Origin of the sequence: Streptococcus sp. HMSC073A12 (assembly GCF_001812815.1) — a bacterium.
In the GTDB taxonomy this organism is placed as follows: Bacteria; Bacillota; Bacilli; order Lactobacillales; family Streptococcaceae; genus Streptococcus; species Streptococcus vaginalis.
Genome location: NZ_KV810530.1, coordinates 16,768 through 33,219, shown reverse-complemented (window position 1 = coordinate 33,219; position 16,452 = coordinate 16,768). Strand labels below are relative to the sequence as shown.

The 16,452-nt window shown below is 39.2% G+C and carries 13 protein-coding genes and 2 pseudogenes; 11 read left to right on the top strand and 4 right to left on the bottom strand.

The window, feature by feature from the left end; all coding sequences use genetic code 11:
* Positions 1-636: a uridine kinase gene (gene udk, locus HMPREF2876_RS03010; protein WP_003032866.1), complete on the top strand. Its 636-nt coding sequence runs from the start codon at positions 1-3 to the stop codon at positions 634-636.
* Between the two features lie 39 nt (positions 637-675).
* A pseudogene (locus tag HMPREF2876_RS03005) lies at positions 676-1,355 on the top strand (YoaK family protein).
* 59 nt (positions 1,356-1,414) lie between these two features.
* On the opposite strand, the gene pepT reads toward HMPREF2876_RS03005, so the two are convergent.
* Entirely contained in the window at positions 1,415-2,638 is a 1,224-nt protein-coding gene (pepT, locus tag HMPREF2876_RS03000) for a peptidase T (RefSeq protein WP_024051806.1), read from the bottom strand.
* 132 nt (positions 2,639-2,770) lie between these two features.
* Positions 2,771-3,586: a Cof-type HAD-IIB family hydrolase gene (locus HMPREF2876_RS02995; RefSeq protein WP_024051805.1), complete on the bottom strand. Its 816-nt coding sequence runs from the start codon at positions 3,584-3,586 to the stop codon at positions 2,771-2,773.
* Positions 3,587-3,722: 136 nt separating this feature from the next.
* Here HMPREF2876_RS02995 and lepA point away from each other — a divergent pair, with 136 nt between their 5' ends.
* From lepA to HMPREF2876_RS02960, 7 genes and pseudogenes are all read left to right on the top strand, one after another.
* Complete coding sequence (lepA, locus tag HMPREF2876_RS02990) at positions 3,723-5,546, top strand: translation elongation factor 4 (RefSeq protein WP_024051804.1); 1,824 nt, start codon at positions 3,723-3,725, stop codon at positions 5,544-5,546.
* Between the two features lie 109 nt (positions 5,547-5,655).
* A pseudogene (locus tag HMPREF2876_RS02985) lies at positions 5,656-6,285 on the top strand (hypothetical protein).
* A gap of 247 nt (positions 6,286-6,532) precedes the next feature.
* The gene (murB, locus tag HMPREF2876_RS02980; RefSeq protein WP_024051802.1) at positions 6,533-7,435 is read left to right on the top strand and encodes a UDP-N-acetylmuramate dehydrogenase; all 903 of its coding nucleotides are present in this window, start codon (positions 6,533-6,535) and stop codon (positions 7,433-7,435) included.
* A 97-nt stretch (positions 7,436-7,532) separates the two neighbouring features.
* Positions 7,533-8,690: an ABC transporter ATP-binding protein gene (locus tag HMPREF2876_RS02975; RefSeq protein ID WP_024051801.1), complete on the top strand. Its 1,158-nt coding sequence runs from the start codon at positions 7,533-7,535 to the stop codon at positions 8,688-8,690.
* Positions 8,671-9,477 carry an ABC transporter permease gene (locus HMPREF2876_RS02970; protein ID WP_024051800.1) on the top strand — a complete coding sequence of 269 codons (807 nt, stop codon included), beginning with the start codon at positions 8,671-8,673 and terminating at the stop codon, positions 9,475-9,477. Before HMPREF2876_RS02975 ends, HMPREF2876_RS02970 begins: the two co-directional genes overlap by 20 nt.
* Positions 9,474-10,247, top strand: coding sequence for an ABC transporter permease (locus HMPREF2876_RS02965; RefSeq protein ID WP_022525953.1), 774 nt, complete (start codon positions 9,474-9,476; stop codon positions 10,245-10,247). Before HMPREF2876_RS02970 ends, HMPREF2876_RS02965 begins: the two co-directional genes overlap by 4 nt.
* Entirely contained in the window at positions 10,244-11,314 is a 1,071-nt protein-coding gene (locus HMPREF2876_RS02960; protein WP_070584147.1) for an ABC transporter substrate-binding protein, read from the top strand. Before HMPREF2876_RS02965 ends, HMPREF2876_RS02960 begins: the two co-directional genes overlap by 4 nt.
* Positions 11,315-11,557: 243 nt before the next feature.
* Here HMPREF2876_RS02960 and HMPREF2876_RS02955 read toward each other — a convergent pair whose 3' ends face one another.
* Both HMPREF2876_RS02955 and ppdK read right to left on the bottom strand, forming a co-directional pair.
* Complete coding sequence (locus HMPREF2876_RS02955) at positions 11,558-11,986, bottom strand: DUF6556 family protein (RefSeq protein WP_003034958.1); 429 nt, start codon at positions 11,984-11,986, stop codon at positions 11,558-11,560.
* Positions 11,987-12,184: 198 nt separating this feature from the next.
* The gene (ppdK, locus tag HMPREF2876_RS02950; protein WP_070584145.1) at positions 12,185-14,794 is read right to left on the bottom strand and encodes a pyruvate, phosphate dikinase; all 2,610 of its coding nucleotides are present in this window, start codon (positions 14,792-14,794) and stop codon (positions 12,185-12,187) included.
* A 181-nt stretch (positions 14,795-14,975) separates the two neighbouring features.
* Here ppdK and HMPREF2876_RS02945 point away from each other — a divergent pair, with 181 nt between their 5' ends.
* Together HMPREF2876_RS02945 and HMPREF2876_RS02940 are read left to right on the top strand one after the other, a co-directional pair.
* Positions 14,976-15,605 (top strand): CBS domain-containing protein, encoded by a 630-nt coding sequence (locus tag HMPREF2876_RS02945; protein ID WP_024051796.1) that lies wholly within the window; start codon positions 14,976-14,978, stop codon positions 15,603-15,605.
* 13 nt (positions 15,606-15,618) lie between these two features.
* Complete coding sequence (locus tag HMPREF2876_RS02940) at positions 15,619-16,437, top strand: pyruvate, water dikinase regulatory protein (protein ID WP_003032860.1); 819 nt, start codon at positions 15,619-15,621, stop codon at positions 16,435-16,437.
* Positions 16,438-16,452 lie beyond the last annotated feature (15 nt).

Here is a 16,452-nt window from a genome sequence, read left to right as displayed (position 1 = left end):
ATGCAAAATAGACCGATTATTATTGGCGTGACTGGTGGATCTGGTGGTGGAAAAACCAGTGTTTCGAGAGCTATTCTATCAAATTTTCCAAATGAAAAGATTGCTATGATTGAGCATGATTCTTATTATAAGGACCAATCTCATTTGACATTTGAAGAACGAATCAAGACCAACTATGACCATCCTTTTGCTTTTGATACAGATTTGATGATTGCGCAAATCAAGGAATTATTGGCAGGACGTCCGGTAGATATTCCGACGTATGACTATACAGCTCATACACGCAGTGATAAAACGTATCGTCAAGACCCACAGGATGTCTTTATTGTAGAAGGAATTATGGTTTTAGAGGACAAACGCTTACGTGATTTAATGGACATTAAGATTTTTGTGGATACAGATGATGATGTTCGGATCATTCGCAGGATTAAGCGAGATATGGATGAGCGTGGACGTAGTTTAGATAGTGTCATTGAGCAATATTTAGGTGTGGTAAAACCCATGTATCATCAATTTATTGAGCCTACCAAGCGCTATGCGGATGTGATTATTCCAGAAGGAGCTTCTAATACAGTGGCGATTGATTTGATTACAACGAAAATTGAAAAAATCTTGCAAGAAGCAAGAGAGCAATAGAAAGGAAGTCTAGTGAGGGAGTGCTAGACTTTTTAGGTGATGATGATAAATAATGTAAAAAGAAAAAGAGAGTTTCATTCGCGCTCGAAATTTTTTGCCTGTCTGCTGACTTTTTGTGCGGGATTTATTGATGCTTATACATTTATTGAAAGAGGCGGGATATTGGTTGCGGGCCAAACAGGAAATGTTGTTTTCTTGTCAGTTGAATTGATTCATCATGAGACAAGGGAAATAGAAGTGAAGTTGGCAACGATGCTGGCTTTTATGCTAGGCATTTTTGTGCTAACTATTTTCAAAAATAACTTTGAAAATTCTTTATGGCGCTTATCCAGCATTCTCCACTGATTTTGTTTTGTGGGCTTACAGGATTTCTACCAGCAACCGTGTCTAATCTTTTCATTGTTCCGCCGATTGGTTTTTGTATGGGGTTGGTGGCAACAGCTTTTGGTGAAGTGGACGGCATTGTCTACAATAATTCTTTTATGACAGGCAATATCAAAAAAACAATGGTAGCTTTTGGTACTTATGTGCGGACAAAAGAAAAAACTTGCTTAGCAGAAGGCATTTTCTTCGTTGCTTTATTAGGAAGTTTTGTGACAGGAGCGATTGTTTCCACTTATTTGATACAATTTTATTTGTTGAAAACAATCTGGCTCGTAGCTATTATTTTACTAGCATTTTTAACTTTTAGAATGGTGCAATACATTCGCAGAAGATAAATTAAAATTGCAACTCAGCTTTGATGAGAGTTGCAATTTTTTGATAGAGTTATGGAATGTTAGTCTTTGTAAGAAACGATACCAATAATAGTATCAACGGCGTGTTCCATTGTTTGCAGACTGACATATTCAAAGCGTCCATGCATATTTTCACCACCAGCAAAGATATTTGGTGTCGGAATGCCCATAAAGGAAATCTTTGAGCCGTCTGTTCCGCCACGAATAGGTTCGATAATCGGTTTGATGTCCAATTTTTCCATAACAGCCTTTGCAATATTGATAGGTGTCATGTCTTTTTCAATGACTTGGCGCATATTGTAGTATTGATCTTTAAGCTCTAACTGAACACGTTCGCCTCCAAGCGTTGCATTCATCTTATCGGCAATAGAGCGCATCAGTTCTTTGCGTTGCTCAAAAGTTGCTGTGTCGAAGTCACGAATGATATAACTTGCTTTTGCTTCTTCGACAGTTCCTTCTACATTCATAAGGTGGTAGAAGCCCTCGTAGCCGTCTGTCAGCTCTGGTCGAGCACCTTCTGGCAATTGATTATGAAAGTCAATGGCTAATTGCAGAGCGTTAATCATTTGTCCTTTGGCAGTGCCTGGGTGGACATTGCGTCCTTGGAAAGTAATGTCAGCTGCGGCTGCGCTAAAGGTTTCAAATTGAAGTTCTCCGAGCGGTCCACCGTCAATCGTATAAGCAAAATCCACATCGAAATCTGCCGCATCAAACTTGTCAGCTCCGATACCGATTTCTTCATCTGGACCAAAGCCAACTCGAATTTCGCAGTGTTTGATGTCAGGATGAGCTGCTAGATATTCAATTGCTGTCATAATTTCAGCAATACCTGATTTATCATCAGATCCAAGAAGAGTCGTTCCATCGGTTGTAATCAAGGTTTGTCCTTTGTATTTTTTCAAACTAGCAAAATCAGCAGGGTCAAGATTAAAACCAGACTGCCCAAGCGGAATCACTTCACCATCATAATTTTCAATAATTTGTGCATTGACACCTTCTGCGTTGAAATCTGCGGTGTCCATGTGGGAAATGAGACCAATCTTGTGTGTGAAACTTGAGTCATTTGCAGGAAGAGTACCGATAGCGTAGCCATTTGGTAAGTAGTAGACATTTTCCAAGCCGACCCGCTTCATCTCAGGGATAAGGATATTAGTCGCAAAGTCCACCTGACTCTGGGTGCTGGGAGTAGTAGCGGAGGTCTCGTCTGAGCGCGTATTTACTTTTACATAAGTCAAAAAACGTTCTAAAAGAGTAGGGTAGTTCATAAGTTCTCCTTTTTGCATAGATGTAATTAGTGTATCATATTTTGAGAGGGAAGGCTATTTACAAATAGTGAAAGAATGACAATATTCTCAATAAAAATCATGAACTTGAAAAGAATCTCATGATTCATCCTATTAGTTATTTAAAATGAGTTTTTCAATAGCTGTGGCAACACCGTTTTCATCATTGCTATCTGTAACGTAATCAGCGAGTTTTTTGACATAGTCGCTAGAATTTCCCATAGCTACACCAAAACCTGCAAACTCTAACATTTCGATGTCATTATTGGCGTCACCAAGTGCCATAATTTCTTGGGGCTTGATATCTAATCGTTGAGCTAATTCCCTAAGAGCAGTCGCTTTAGTAGTGCCTTTGGGCATGGCTTCGTAAATGACTGGTTGGGAACGAACGCCACTGAAATGCTGGCAAATCTGGCTTGCAAATTGCTTTTCAAAGGTATCTAACTCATCAGGCTGTGCTAGAAACATAGCTTGAAACATGATATTCTTGCCACTGATAGCTTCTTTGAGGCTGATTTCTGTGGGGGTTGTAAAAACAAGGCTAGCGTCATAAGTGACTAACTCACTTGGCTTTTCGTCTACTACTAAATAACGTTCTTCATCAAAAAGAGTCAATTGGACAGGAGTTTGCTTGGAAATTTTATCCAAGTAAAGAATGTCTTCCACACTCAACTCTTTCCAAGCAACAAGCTTCCAATCCTTTGTTTGATGAGTGGAGCAGCCGTTATTGATAATGACATATTCATTATCTCCACTCAGTCCTAATTGTTCATAATAAGGTTTCACTCCGACTAGAGGGCGACCTGTACAAAGAACCAGCTTTACTCCATGTTCGACAGCTTGATGAATTGCTTGAATATGTGCCTTGGGAATTTCTTTTTGACTATTTAAAAGCGTACCGTCCATATCTAATGCGATTAGTTTAATCATAGCATTCTCGTTTCTGTAAATATATTTATTTCTATTATAGCACAAATGAAACGGGATATAGAATGCTTTTTCAAGACTGGTAAAAGTCACCTTTCTTATGTTATAATAAATAGAATACCCGAAAAGGATGAGAAAAATGAACTTAGATGAATTAAAAAAGCGGCAGGAGAAAATTCGAAATTTCTCCATTATCGCGCATATTGATCACGGTAAATCAACTTTGGCAGACAGAATCTTGGAAGCAACGGATACGGTTTCGAGTCGAGAAATGCAGGCTCAGCTTTTGGATAGCATGGATTTGGAGCGGGAGCGGGGCATTACCATTAAGCTCAATGCGATTGAACTCAACTATACTGCTAAGGACGGCGAAACTTATATTTTCCACTTGATTGACACACCAGGGCATGTGGACTTTACTTATGAGGTCTCTCGTTCTTTGGCAGCTTGTGAAGGAGCTGTTTTGGTGGTTGATGCAGCACAAGGCATTGAAGCACAAACTTTAGCCAATGTCTACCTCGCCTTGGATAATGATTTAGAAATTTTGCCGGTTATCAATAAAATTGACTTGCCTGCTGCTGATCCAGAGCGAGTACGGACTGAGATTGAAGATGTCATTGGTTTGGACGCAAGCGAAGCTGTGTTGGCTTCGGCTAAAGCTGGTATCGGGATTGAAGAGATTCTAGAGCAAATCGTGGAGAAAGTTCCTGCGCCGACAGGAGATGTGACCGCTCCACTCAAAGCCCTTATTTTTGACTCGGTTTATGATGCTTATCGTGGAGTTATTCTGCAAGTACGCGTGATGGACGGAGTTGTGAAGCCAGGTGATACCATTCAGCTCATGAGCAATGGCAAGACCTTTGATGTGACTGAAGTTGGTATTTTTACTCCAAAAGCTGTTGGACGAGATTTCCTCGCAACAGGTGATGTTGGTTATATCGCAGCTTCGATCAAGACCGTTCAAGATACTCGGGTTGGCGATACGGTGACCTTAGTGGACAATCCAGCAGATGAACCACTTCATGGCTACAAGCAGATGAACCCGATGGTTTTTGCTGGACTTTATCCGATTGAGTCCAATAAATATAATGATTTGCGGGAAGCTTTGGAAAAACTTCAGCTTAATGATGCTAGTCTTCAATTTGAGCCCGAAACTTCTCAAGCTTTAGGTTTTGGCTTCCGCTGTGGCTTCTTGGGCTTGTTGCACATGGACGTCATTCAGGAGCGTTTGGAGCGTGAGTTTAATATTGATCTGATTATGACGGCACCGTCGGTTATCTACAAGGTTAATATGACAGACGGCGAATCCCTTGATGTTTCCAATCCGAGCGAATTTCCAGAACCGACCAAGATTGATTCCATTGAAGAGCCTTATGTCAAAGCACAGATTATGGTGCCGCAGGAATTTGTCGGAGCGGTAATGGAATTGGCTCAGCGTAAACGCGGTGACTTTGTGACTATGGACTATATCGATGAAAATCGAGTCAATGTCATCTACCAAATCCCGTTGGCAGAAATTGTCTTTGATTTCTTTGACAAACTAAAATCCTCAACTCGTGGTTATGCTAGCTTTGACTATGAAATCTCAGAATACCGCAAGTCGAGTCTCGTTAAAATGGATATTCTCCTTAATGGTGACAAAGTAGATGCTCTTAGCTTCATTGTTCACAAGGAATTTGCCTATGAACGCGGAAAATTGATTGTTGAAAAATTAAAGAAAATTATTCCGCGTCAGCAATTTGAAGTGCCGATTCAGGCAGCAATTGGTCAGAAAATTGTGGCACGGACAGATATTAAAGCTTTGCGCAAGAATGTCTTGGCAAAATGTTATGGTGGAGATGTTTCCCGTAAACGTAAGCTCTTGGAAAAACAAAAGGCTGGTAAGAAGCGGATGAAAGCCATCGGATCTGTTGAAGTGCCACAAGAAGCGTTCCTCAGCGTCCTCAGCATGGATGATGAGTGATATTGTACCAAAGCTATAAAGAGAGTGGAATGCTCGCTTTTCTTGTGCCGTAAAATAGTTGTGAACTTCAAATAAATATGCTGAAATAAAAATATAGAAGGAATTGGTTATGAAGAAGAAAAAGAGCTGGCTGATTTTATTTTTAGCAGTACTCCTTATCTTTACACTAGAGGCATGTAGTTCAAGCGGAGGGAATAAACCAAAATCATCACAACAGTCATCTTCGTCAAGTAAAGTATCTGCAAAAGAAAGCAGTAGCTCAAGTTCATCAAATGTTATGAAAAAAGATGTGAAGATGGAAGAAATGCAACGTGTAGGCTCAGATGATTATGGCTATATTGACATTCCAAAAAATTGGTTGAAATTTAGGGATGTTGATGGTGGCGACAGTATTCAATATACGGATGGTTCTGGCTACAATATTGTAACTATGAATGCTTACACGAAAGAAAAAGCTAAGATTCAAGAAAGAGAAGAGTTTACAGCTCAGACAATTGCCAATCGTATTTATTATAATTGGCAAAACAATAAAAATGTAAATAGAGTTTGTGGCTCAAAAGGAGCGGTTGCAGGTAACGAAGCCTATCAAGTAAATATCATCATGAAATCAGGGCAGTATCTGGTTAGTTGAATTTTCAAAAAGGACGAGAAAGTTTATCTTATTGCACTTGAAGGCAATCGAGAAACCCTAATAAAGCTTCCTCCTTATATTGAAAAGACATGGAGTTTACGTAAATAGAAAGTTTAAAAGAAACCTTTAAGAACTGAGAGAATGTGATATTCAAACTTAAATTGAAAAGAGTGAGAAGAAGTTGGTTTCTATGCAATAACAGCTTCCCCGCTCTTTTTTCATAGCTCATAAAAATCACGAATAAGGACGTACAAGCATTTTTCGGATTCGTAAGGGAAATATTTTTCTTTATTCTATCGTAAATATTTGCTAAATTTGGTATAATAGATTGAATTTTGTTTAAGAGAGAGAAAAAATGTCAACTTTAGAAATGTTAAAATCAGAATTGAACGGAATTGATATCCGTTTTGATGAACCTTTGAAACAATACACTTATACAAAAGTAGGTGGAGCTGCCGATTATCTGGTTTTTCCGCGAAATCGTTATGAATTGGCACGAGTGGTGAAATTTGCTAATCGGGAGCAGATTCCTTGGATGGTACTAGGAAATGCTAGCAATATCATCGTTCGTGATGGTGGTATTCGTGGTTTTGTGATTATGTTTGATAAATTAAATGGTGTTGCAGTGGATGGCTACACCATTGAAGCAGAAGCAGGTGCTAATCTCATCGAAACGACACACATTGCACTTCATCATAGCTTAACAGGTTTTGAGTTTGCTTGCGGGATTCCAGGGAGCATTGGCGGAGCTGTCTTTATGAATGCTGGTGCTTATGGTGGCGAAATTGCTCATATTTTACTTTCTTGTAAGGTGCTGACACGTGATGGAGAAATCAAAAATATCAGTGCACAAGATATGAAATTTGGTTATCGCCGTTCATATGTTCAACAGACAGGTGATGTGGTGATTTCTGCCAATTTTGCCTTAGCACCAGGTATGCACCGTGTGATTCGTCAAGAAATGGAACGTTTGACCCACCTTCGTCAATTGAAGCAGCCTTTAGAGTATCCTTCTTGTGGCTCTGTTTTTAAACGTCCGGTGGGGCATTTCGCAGGGCAATTGATTAGTGAAGCAAATTTAAAAGGGTACCGCATTGGTGGGGTAGAAGTTTCGACAAAACATGCAGGTTTTATGGTCAATGTTGATAATGGAACTGCAGCAGATTATGAAAATTTGATTGCACATGTGATTGAGACAGTGAAAGTTCATTCTGGTGTGACTTTGGAAAGAGAAGTCCGCATTATTGGCGAGAAATGAGTGTCTCTAGCGGCAACATTCATATTATTCTCTAAAAAAATCAGTCAGGACAAGACTTTAATCTGTCAATCTATGAAAAAGAAGGAATTTATGGCAATTGAACAAACCAATCATTGAATTTAAAAACGTATCAAAAGTTTTTGAGGATAATAATACAGTCGTCTTAAAAGACATCAATTTTGAATTAGAAGAAGGGAAGTTTTACACTCTTTTAGGTGCTTCTGGATCAGGAAAATCAACCATTCTAAATATCATCGCTGGCTTGTTGGATGCGTCCAGCGGTGATGTTTTTCTTGACGGCGTCCGAATCAACGATATTCCGACCAACAAACGTGATGTGCATACGGTGTTTCAGTCCTATGCCCTTTTTCCGCACATGACTGTTTTTGAAAATGTGGCATTTCCGTTGCGTTTGCGTAAAGTTGAAAAACAAGAAATAGAGCGACGGGTTGCAGAAGTCCTGAAAATGGTGCGTTTGGATGGTTTTGAGAAACGCTCTATTCGTAAATTGTCCGGTGGACAACGCCAACGGGTTGCTATTGCGCGTGCTATTGTCAATGAACCGCGTGTCGTTTTGCTAGATGAGCCTTTATCTGCACTGGATTTGAAGTTGCGAACAGACATGCAGTATGAATTGCGGGAATTACAGCAGCGTCTAGGGATTACTTTTGTCTTTGTCACCCATGACCAAGAAGAAGCACTGGCCATGAGCGACTGGATTTTTGTGATGAATGACGGGGAGATTGTGCAGTCAGGGACACCTGTTGATATATATGATGAACCTATCAATCACTTTGTAGCAACGTTTATCGGGGAATCCAATATTCTTCCTGGAAAGATGATTGAAGACTATTTGGTTGAATTTAATGGCAAACGATTTGAAGCCGTTGACGGAGGAATGCGTCCTAATGAGCAGGTGGAAGTCGTCATTCGTCCAGAAGATTTGCGGATTACACTTCCGGAAGAAGGAAAACTGCAAGTTAAGGTTGATACGCAGCTTTTCCGTGGCGTGCATTATGAGATTATCGCTTATGATGAATTGGGCAATGAGTGGATGATTCATTCGACTCGCAAGGCCATTGTCGGAGAAGAGATTGGGCTGAACTTTGAACCAGAAGACATTCATATCATGCGGCTTAATGAAACAGAGGAAGAGTTCGATGCTCGAATTGAAGAATATGTGGAAATGGAAGAGCAAGAAGCTGGCTTAATCAATGCCATTGAGGAGGAGCGCGATGAAGAAAACAACCTCTAATCTTTTTGTTGCTCCTTATATTCTTTGGATTTTATTATTTGTATTGGCGCCTGTTGCCATGATTGTTTGGCAGTCGTTTTTCAATATCGAAGGTCATTTCACCCTTGAAAACTACAAGACTTACTTCACTTCGCAAAATCTGACTTATCTCAAAATGAGTTTGAACTCTGTTTTATATGCGGGGATTATCACAGTTGTCACTTTAGTAATCAGTTACCCAACTGCATTTTTATTGACGCAACTAAAGCACAGACAGCTTTGGTTGATGCTCATCATCTTGCCGACCTGGGTCAATCTGCTTCTCAAAGCTTATGCTTTTATTGGGATTTTCGGACAAAATGGCTCTGTCAATCAATTTTTAAGTTTTATTGGGATAGGTGCTCAACAAATCCTGTTTACAGATTTCTCTTTTATTTTTGTAGCCAGCTATATTGAGCTGCCCTTTATGATATTGCCGATTTTTAATGTTTTAGAGGATATGGATCAAAATCTGATCAATGCTAGCTATGACCTTGGTGCCAATCGTTGGGAAACCTTCCGTCGTGTCGTTTTTCCTTTATCTATGAATGGCGTGAGAAGTGGTGTGCAGTCTGTCTTTATTCCCAGTCTCAGTCTTTTTATGCTGACGCGTTTGATCGGTGGCAATCGCGTTATTACGCTAGGTACAGCCATTGAGCAGCACTTTCTGACTACACAAAATTGGGGCATGGGCTCAACCATTGGTGTTGTCTTGATTGTAGCCATGCTCGTTATCATGTGGGCAACGAAAGAAAGGGGAGAACGATGAAAAAAACTGCTAGTATTTATTTAACAGTCGTCTTCTTAATTCTTTATTTGCCGATTTTTTATTTGATTGGCTATGCGTTTAATGCTGGCGATGATATGAGCAAGTTTACAGGCTTTAGTCTGACGCATTTTCAAAATATGTTCAGTGATACTCGCCTGATGCTCATTTTGGCACAAACTTTTTTTCTAGCTTTTCTATCTTCTTTGATTGCAACAGCAATCGGAACGTTTGGTGCCATTTATATTTATCAAGCCAAAAAGAAATACCAAGATGCCTTTTTATCGGTTAATAATATCCTTATGGTAGCGCCAGATGTCATGATTGGGGCTAGTTTCTTAATTCTTTTTACAACTATCAAATTTCAATTAGGTTTTCTATCTGTTCTGGCGAGTCATATTGCCTTTTCAATTCCTATCGTCGTCTTGATGATATTGCCACGGCTAAAAGAGATGAATGATGACATGATTAAGGCAGCCTATGATTTAGGGGCAAGCCAAGTTCAGATGTTAAAAGAAATCATGTTGCCCTATTTGACACCAGCCATTATTGCAGGGTATTTTATGGCTTTTACCTATTCCTTGGATGATTTTGCAGTGACTTTCTTTGTGACAGGAAATGGCTTCTCAACCTTGTCTGTTGAAATTTACTCGCGGGCTCGGCAAGGAATTTCGCTAGAAATCAATGCTCTTTCTGCTTTGGTATTTCTGTTTAGTATTCTTTTAGTGATTGGCTATTACTTTATTTCTCGTGAGAAGGAGGATGCGGTATGAAAAAGCTCTATTCATTTTTAATGGGCATTGTTGCCATTATCCTTGTTCTCTGGGGAGTGAGTTATCACATTGAAAGTCGGACAAAAAGTGGCTCTGGTGACAAATTGGTCATCTACAATTGGGGAGACTATATTGATCCAGAGTTGCTGACGAAGTTCACCAAGGAAACGGGCGGCCAAGTCCAATATGAAACTTTTGATTCCAACGAATCCATGTACACCAAGATTAAGCAAGGCGGGACAACTTACGATATTGCCATTCCTAGTGAATACATGATTTCTAAAATGATGTCGGAACACTTACTAGAAAAGTTGGATCATTCTCAGATTAAAGGACTAGAAAATATTGGCAAACGGTTCTTAAATCAATCATTTGATCCTAAAAATCAATACTCTATTCCTTACTTTTGGGGAACGCTAGGCATTGTCTACAACACAGAATTAGTCAAAACAGCTCCTAAGCATTGGAGTGATTTGTGGCGACCTGAATATAAAAACTCTATCATGATGATTGATGGAGCGCGCGAGGTAATGGGTGTTGGGTTAAATGCTTTAGGTTATAGCCTCAATTCTAAAAATACTAAGCAATTACAAGAAGCAGTTGATAAGCTTTATACGTTGACACCAAATATCAAAGCAATTGTAGCAGACGAAATGAAAGGCTATATGATTCAAAACAATGCGGCGATTGGCGTTAGTTTTTCAGGTGAAGCACGGCAAATGTTGGAAAAGAATGACAAGCTTCGCTATGTTGTCCCAACAGAAGCCAGCAATCTTTGGTTTGATAATATTGTCATTCCTAAAACGGTCAAAAATAAAAAAGCTGCTTATCAATTTATTAACTTTATGTTAAGACCTGAAAATGCCTATAAAAATGCTTTGTATGTTGGTTACTCAACACCTAACATGCCTGCTAAGGCGATGTTGCCAAAAGAAATTCAAGAGGACAAAGCCTTTTACCCAGATGAAGAAACAATGAAGCACTTAGAGGTCTATCAACAACTCGGCGCTAAGTGGTTGGGAATTTATAATGACTTGTATCTTCAAGTGAAAATGTATCGGAAATAATGCTCCGTGAAAATTGTTTCGAGCCTTGTTAGCCACCGGACTGTTAAAGTCTGCGGATAGAGAAACTGAGGTTTCCATCAAAAACCTTCTGGAAGCCAGTTGGAGTTGTAGGACAGGATTCACGCAGTGAATCTTATTCAGACTTTTTGATTTTCATTGAGAGTATAAAATTAAATATAAAAAATAACGGAAGTTGAGCAACTCCTAGACCTTGGTCTGATTGGTTGTCTCGCTTCCGCTTTTTTAATTGCTAGAGCTTGAAGTAGTTGTATTTGTGTCGTTGTCAGTCGTTGTGCTGCTTGTCTGGCTAGAGCTAGTGTCGCTTGATGTATTACTAGACTGCGTGGTGTCAGAACTAGCGCTACTCGTTTCTGTCTCGCCTTGACTTGCAGCTGTTGTGTCGCTAGATTTAGCCCCGTCTGTTGTTGTTTCTTTCTGAATTTCTTTGATAATAGTTGTTTGTGTCGTCTGGCTACTTTTTGTCTTGGTATCAGATTTATTATTGTTCATGAAAGTCAAGATTGTAATTGTTGCAGTGATAATCCCAAGAATACTCCCAATCGTAGCAAGGGTCTTCTGAAAAGCAGAAAGTCCTTTTTTGATATGATGACGAGTAGGCGTTTTTTCTTCTTTTGTATTTGAAGTTTTGTTTTTTCGAGAATAATTTTCCATTGTGAGTTGCTAATCTCCTTTCTCATCTCCATTATACCCTCTTTATTTAAAATTGTCTTAAAAAAATTCAAAATGTTGAAAATTCCATGTAAAGCAATTGAAAATTGATTGAAAAAATTACCTTTTACAAAAAATCAGCTCCATCCTTGTCTGTCCTGTTAGCAGATAGAAAGAGCTGATTCACTCATAAGGAAGGAACTAGAAAAGATGTGCTTGCGCAACAGCTAATCGTGCAGCAGGAACGCGATAAGGTGAGCAAGAAACATAAGTAATGCCAATCTCTTGGAAGAAAGGAATAGAAGCTGGATCTCCTCCGACTTCACCACAAATGCCAATTGGAAGTTCTGGCTTCACTTGATGAGCTTTAGAAATAGCTATTTTCATGAGCTCGCCCACTCCAGCTCGGTCAATGGTTTGGAATGGATCAAATGACATGATTTCTCCCTCTTTGTAATGCTGGATAAATTTTCCAATATCATCACGAGAAAAACCATAGGTCATTTGCGTCAAATCATTGGTACCAAAACTAAAGAAGTCTGCTTCCTCGGCTAATTGATCTGCGATGAAACAAGCGCGTGGCAGTTCAATCATTGTACCGATTTCATAAGGGAATGGCTGCATGTGATGTTTTTTGAAAATGTTATCAATATGCTGACAAAGAGATGTTTTGATTGAAACCAACTCTGCCTTTTCTGCGATTAAAGGAATCATGATTTCTGGTTTAATGACCATGCCTTCTTTTGCTAGTCTTATAGCGCTATTAAAAACGGCTTCTACCTGCATTTTATAAATTTCAGGCTGTGTAATTCCCAAGCGGCAACCACGATGTCCCAGCATTGGATTCGTTTCTTGTAGAGAAGTGATTTTCTGCGTTAGTGTATCAAGAGGTACTTGCAATTTCCCGGATAATTGCTCAATTTCCTGTTGTGTTTTTGGCAAAAATTCGTGCATAGGCGGATCTAGTAAACGGACAATCATCGGTTTATCTTGAATGGTTTGATACATCTGATAGAAATCTTCTTCTTGGAAAGCTAAAAGTGTCATTAAAGCAGACTTAGTTTCGATTTCATTCGTTGATAAAATCAATCTGCGCATTTCTAAAATCCGTTCCTCACCAAAGAACATGTGCTCTGTACGAGCCAGACCAATTCCCTTGGCACCAAATTGAACAGCTGTTTTCAAATCTTGAATGGTTTCAGCATTCGCTCGAACGGTTAGCTGTGCAATTTCATCTGCCCAAGAAAGGAACATCTGTAATTCGTCATTATTATCAATCATAGTGGTTGGAATGCTTCCAATGTAGAGTTTGCCGGAAGTGCCGTCTACAGAAAGGATGTCTCCCTCTTTTAAGGTTACCTTACTGCATACAAGTGTTTTTCCGTCTTCATTGATAGATAATTCTCCGCATCCTGCGACACAACAAGTGCCCATGCCACGAGCTACAACAGCTGCATGAGAAGTCATGCCACCGTGACTGGTCACGATTGCTTGACTAACTACCATTCCTTCAATGTCTTCGGGAGAAGTTTCTTGGCGAACCAAAATCACTTTCTTTCCAAGTGCATGAAATTCTTTGGCGCGCTCGGCAGTAAAGACAATTTCTCCTGTTGCGGCACCTGGACTAGCAGGAAGTCCCTGAGTTAAGTGATGAGCTGATGTTAAAGCTTTTTCTTCAAAAACAGGGTGAATCAGTTGGTCAATGGTAGAAGGACTGACTCGTAGGAGAGCTTCTTGCTTTGAAATCATTTTTTCGTTCACTAAATCCAAAGCAATTTTTAAGCTTGCTTTAGCCGTCCGTTTTCCGTTTCGCGTTTGCAGAATATAAAGCTTTTCTTTTTCAATGGTAAATTCAATATCCTGCATATCTTTGTAGTGTTTTTCAAGAATCTTGGCGTAGTTGCAAAAATCTTCATAGGCCTGTGGTAAGATTCGTTTAAGAGAGTCAATCGGTTCTGGAGTCCGAATACCAGCTACGACATCTTCTCCTTGGGCATTGAGGAGAAATTCCCCAAACAGATGAGGTTCACCAGTAGCAGGATTTCTGGTGAAAACAACGCCTGTGCCACTTTTTTGATCGCTATTGCCAAACACCATACTCTGAACATTGACGGCCGTACCTAAATCATGTGGAATTTGGTTCAATTCGCGGTAAACTTTAGCGCGTGGGTTGTTCCATGATTTGAATACCGCTTTGATAGCAGCGTAAAGTTGCTCTTTAGGGCTTTGTGGGAAATTTTGATAGTGTTCCTGATAGACTTCTTTATATTGTTGAATAAGTGATTGGTGTTCTTCTTTTGAAAAGTCATTGACCTTCTTATTCAATTGTTTTTCGGTTTTTTCTAAACATTGGTCGAATTCTTCTTTGGGGATGCCGTAAACGACATCAGCAAACATCTGCAATAAACGCCGATAACAATTGTAAGCGAAATTGGCATTTGTCGCATCTGCTAAAGTCTGAACACGCAAGTCATTTAGTCCAAGATTGAGAATCGTGTCCATCATACCAGGCATAGAAATTTTAGCTCCGCTACGGACAGAAACCAGTAGTAGTGAGGGTTCATTCCCCATGAAAAATTTATTTGTTTTGGTTTCTAGTTTAGTAACCGCTTTCAAAACTTCCTCTTTTAAAATAGATTCGAAAAAGGAAGGAGTTTCTAAATAACGTAGACAACTTTGAGTTGTAATTGTGAATCCCTCAGGTACAGGCAGCTCCAAATGGGTCATTTCTGCCAAATTGGCACCCTTACCACCTAGTAGTGCCTTGTCTTCAGCGCGTCCTTCTTCAAAAGAATAAATCCATTTATCCATTTTTGCCTCCAATTTATTAAATATATGTCATAATAAAAGACAAATACATTGTAATATACATCATATATGTTTGTCAACAGAAAAGAATCAGTCATAAATCATTGACAATCAGAATCTATTTGTTATAATATGACACATAATGATGATTATTAAAGATTGAAGTTTTTAAAAGGAGTAACAGTTGAAATTAACAAAACGACAAAAAGAGATCGTTGAGATTGTAAAGAAAGATCAACCGATTAGCGGTGAAAAAATCTCAGAACTGTTAGATGTGTCTAGGGCAACTTTGCGCTCAGATTTATCCTTTCTAACCTTAGTAGGGATTTTAAAAGCAAGTCCGAAAGTTGGCTACACTTATGCTGGTTCGGATTTGGAAATGCTCTTTTTCTTTGATACTTTTCAGAAGAAAGTTGAAGATGTCATGACATCACCAGTATTGGTGGCGCACGATTCGTTTATTCAAGATGCCATTATTACTTTATTTATGTATGATGCAGATGTTCTCTATGTGATAGATGAAAAAAAGCAGCTACTAGGTATTTTGTCGCGAAAGGATTTGTTAAGAGCAGCGCTCAATGCCAATATTGATGTGACACCGGTAGCCGTTTGCATGACCAGAATGCCGCATATAAAAACCTGCCATAAAGATTTGAATATCCTTGAAGCTGCGGCACTTTTGCAGGATTTTGCCATTGATTCCTTGCCTGTTGTGGAGGAGCAAAATGAAGGTCATATTATCGGAACAATTACGAAGTCAGCCTTGTTGGACTTTATTATCCAAGAAGCTAGAAATGCAGAAGTGAATAGATAAAAAAGGAGTTTTCATGAAACAAGAGATTACCATTTACGCTATTTCTGATTCTTTGGGAGGAACATCCCAAAAATTACTGTCAGCCGTTATGGCTCAATACCCAGATTTGATTTTTAATAATAGCTATCGTTTCCCTTTTATAAATAAGGAGTCTGAATTGTTGGATATTTTGCAGGACGCTATCAAAGATGACGCAGTTGTGATTAGTACCTTAGTAGACAGTCATTTGGCAGCAACTGCGAGGGAATTTAGCAGAGTCAATCATTTGTCTTATCTGGATTTGATGAATCCATTTTTTGAAATCATCAAAGAAAAAACAGGCACGCAACCGATTGAAGTTCCGGGAGTTCTGCACCGTTTGGACACGGAATATTTCAATAAAATTTCAGCTATTGAATTTGCTGTTAAATATGATGATGGCAAGAACCCGCAAGGATTTTTGGAGTCAGATCTTGTGATTCTAGGAGTTTCTCGAACTTCCAAGACTCCGCTCAGTATCTATTTAGCCAATAAAGGTTACAAAGTGTCCAATCTTCCCTTGATTCCAGAGGTTCCGCTACCGCAAATCTTGGATAAAGTAGATAGAAGAAGAATGATTGGGCTGGTTTGTGAACCGGATAAATTGGTCAAAGTAAGAAGTAACCGTTTGGATGCGCTCGGTTTGACACAAGCTACAAGCTATACAGATGTAGAAAAAATTTATGAAGAATTGGATTATTCTAAAAAAGTATTTCAAAAATATCAAGCACATGTTATCAATATGACAGATAAATCTATTGAAGAAACGGCTTGCATCATTGAAGAACATTTAAAATCTCTGGCTTCAAAATAAGAATTAAAGTCCTAA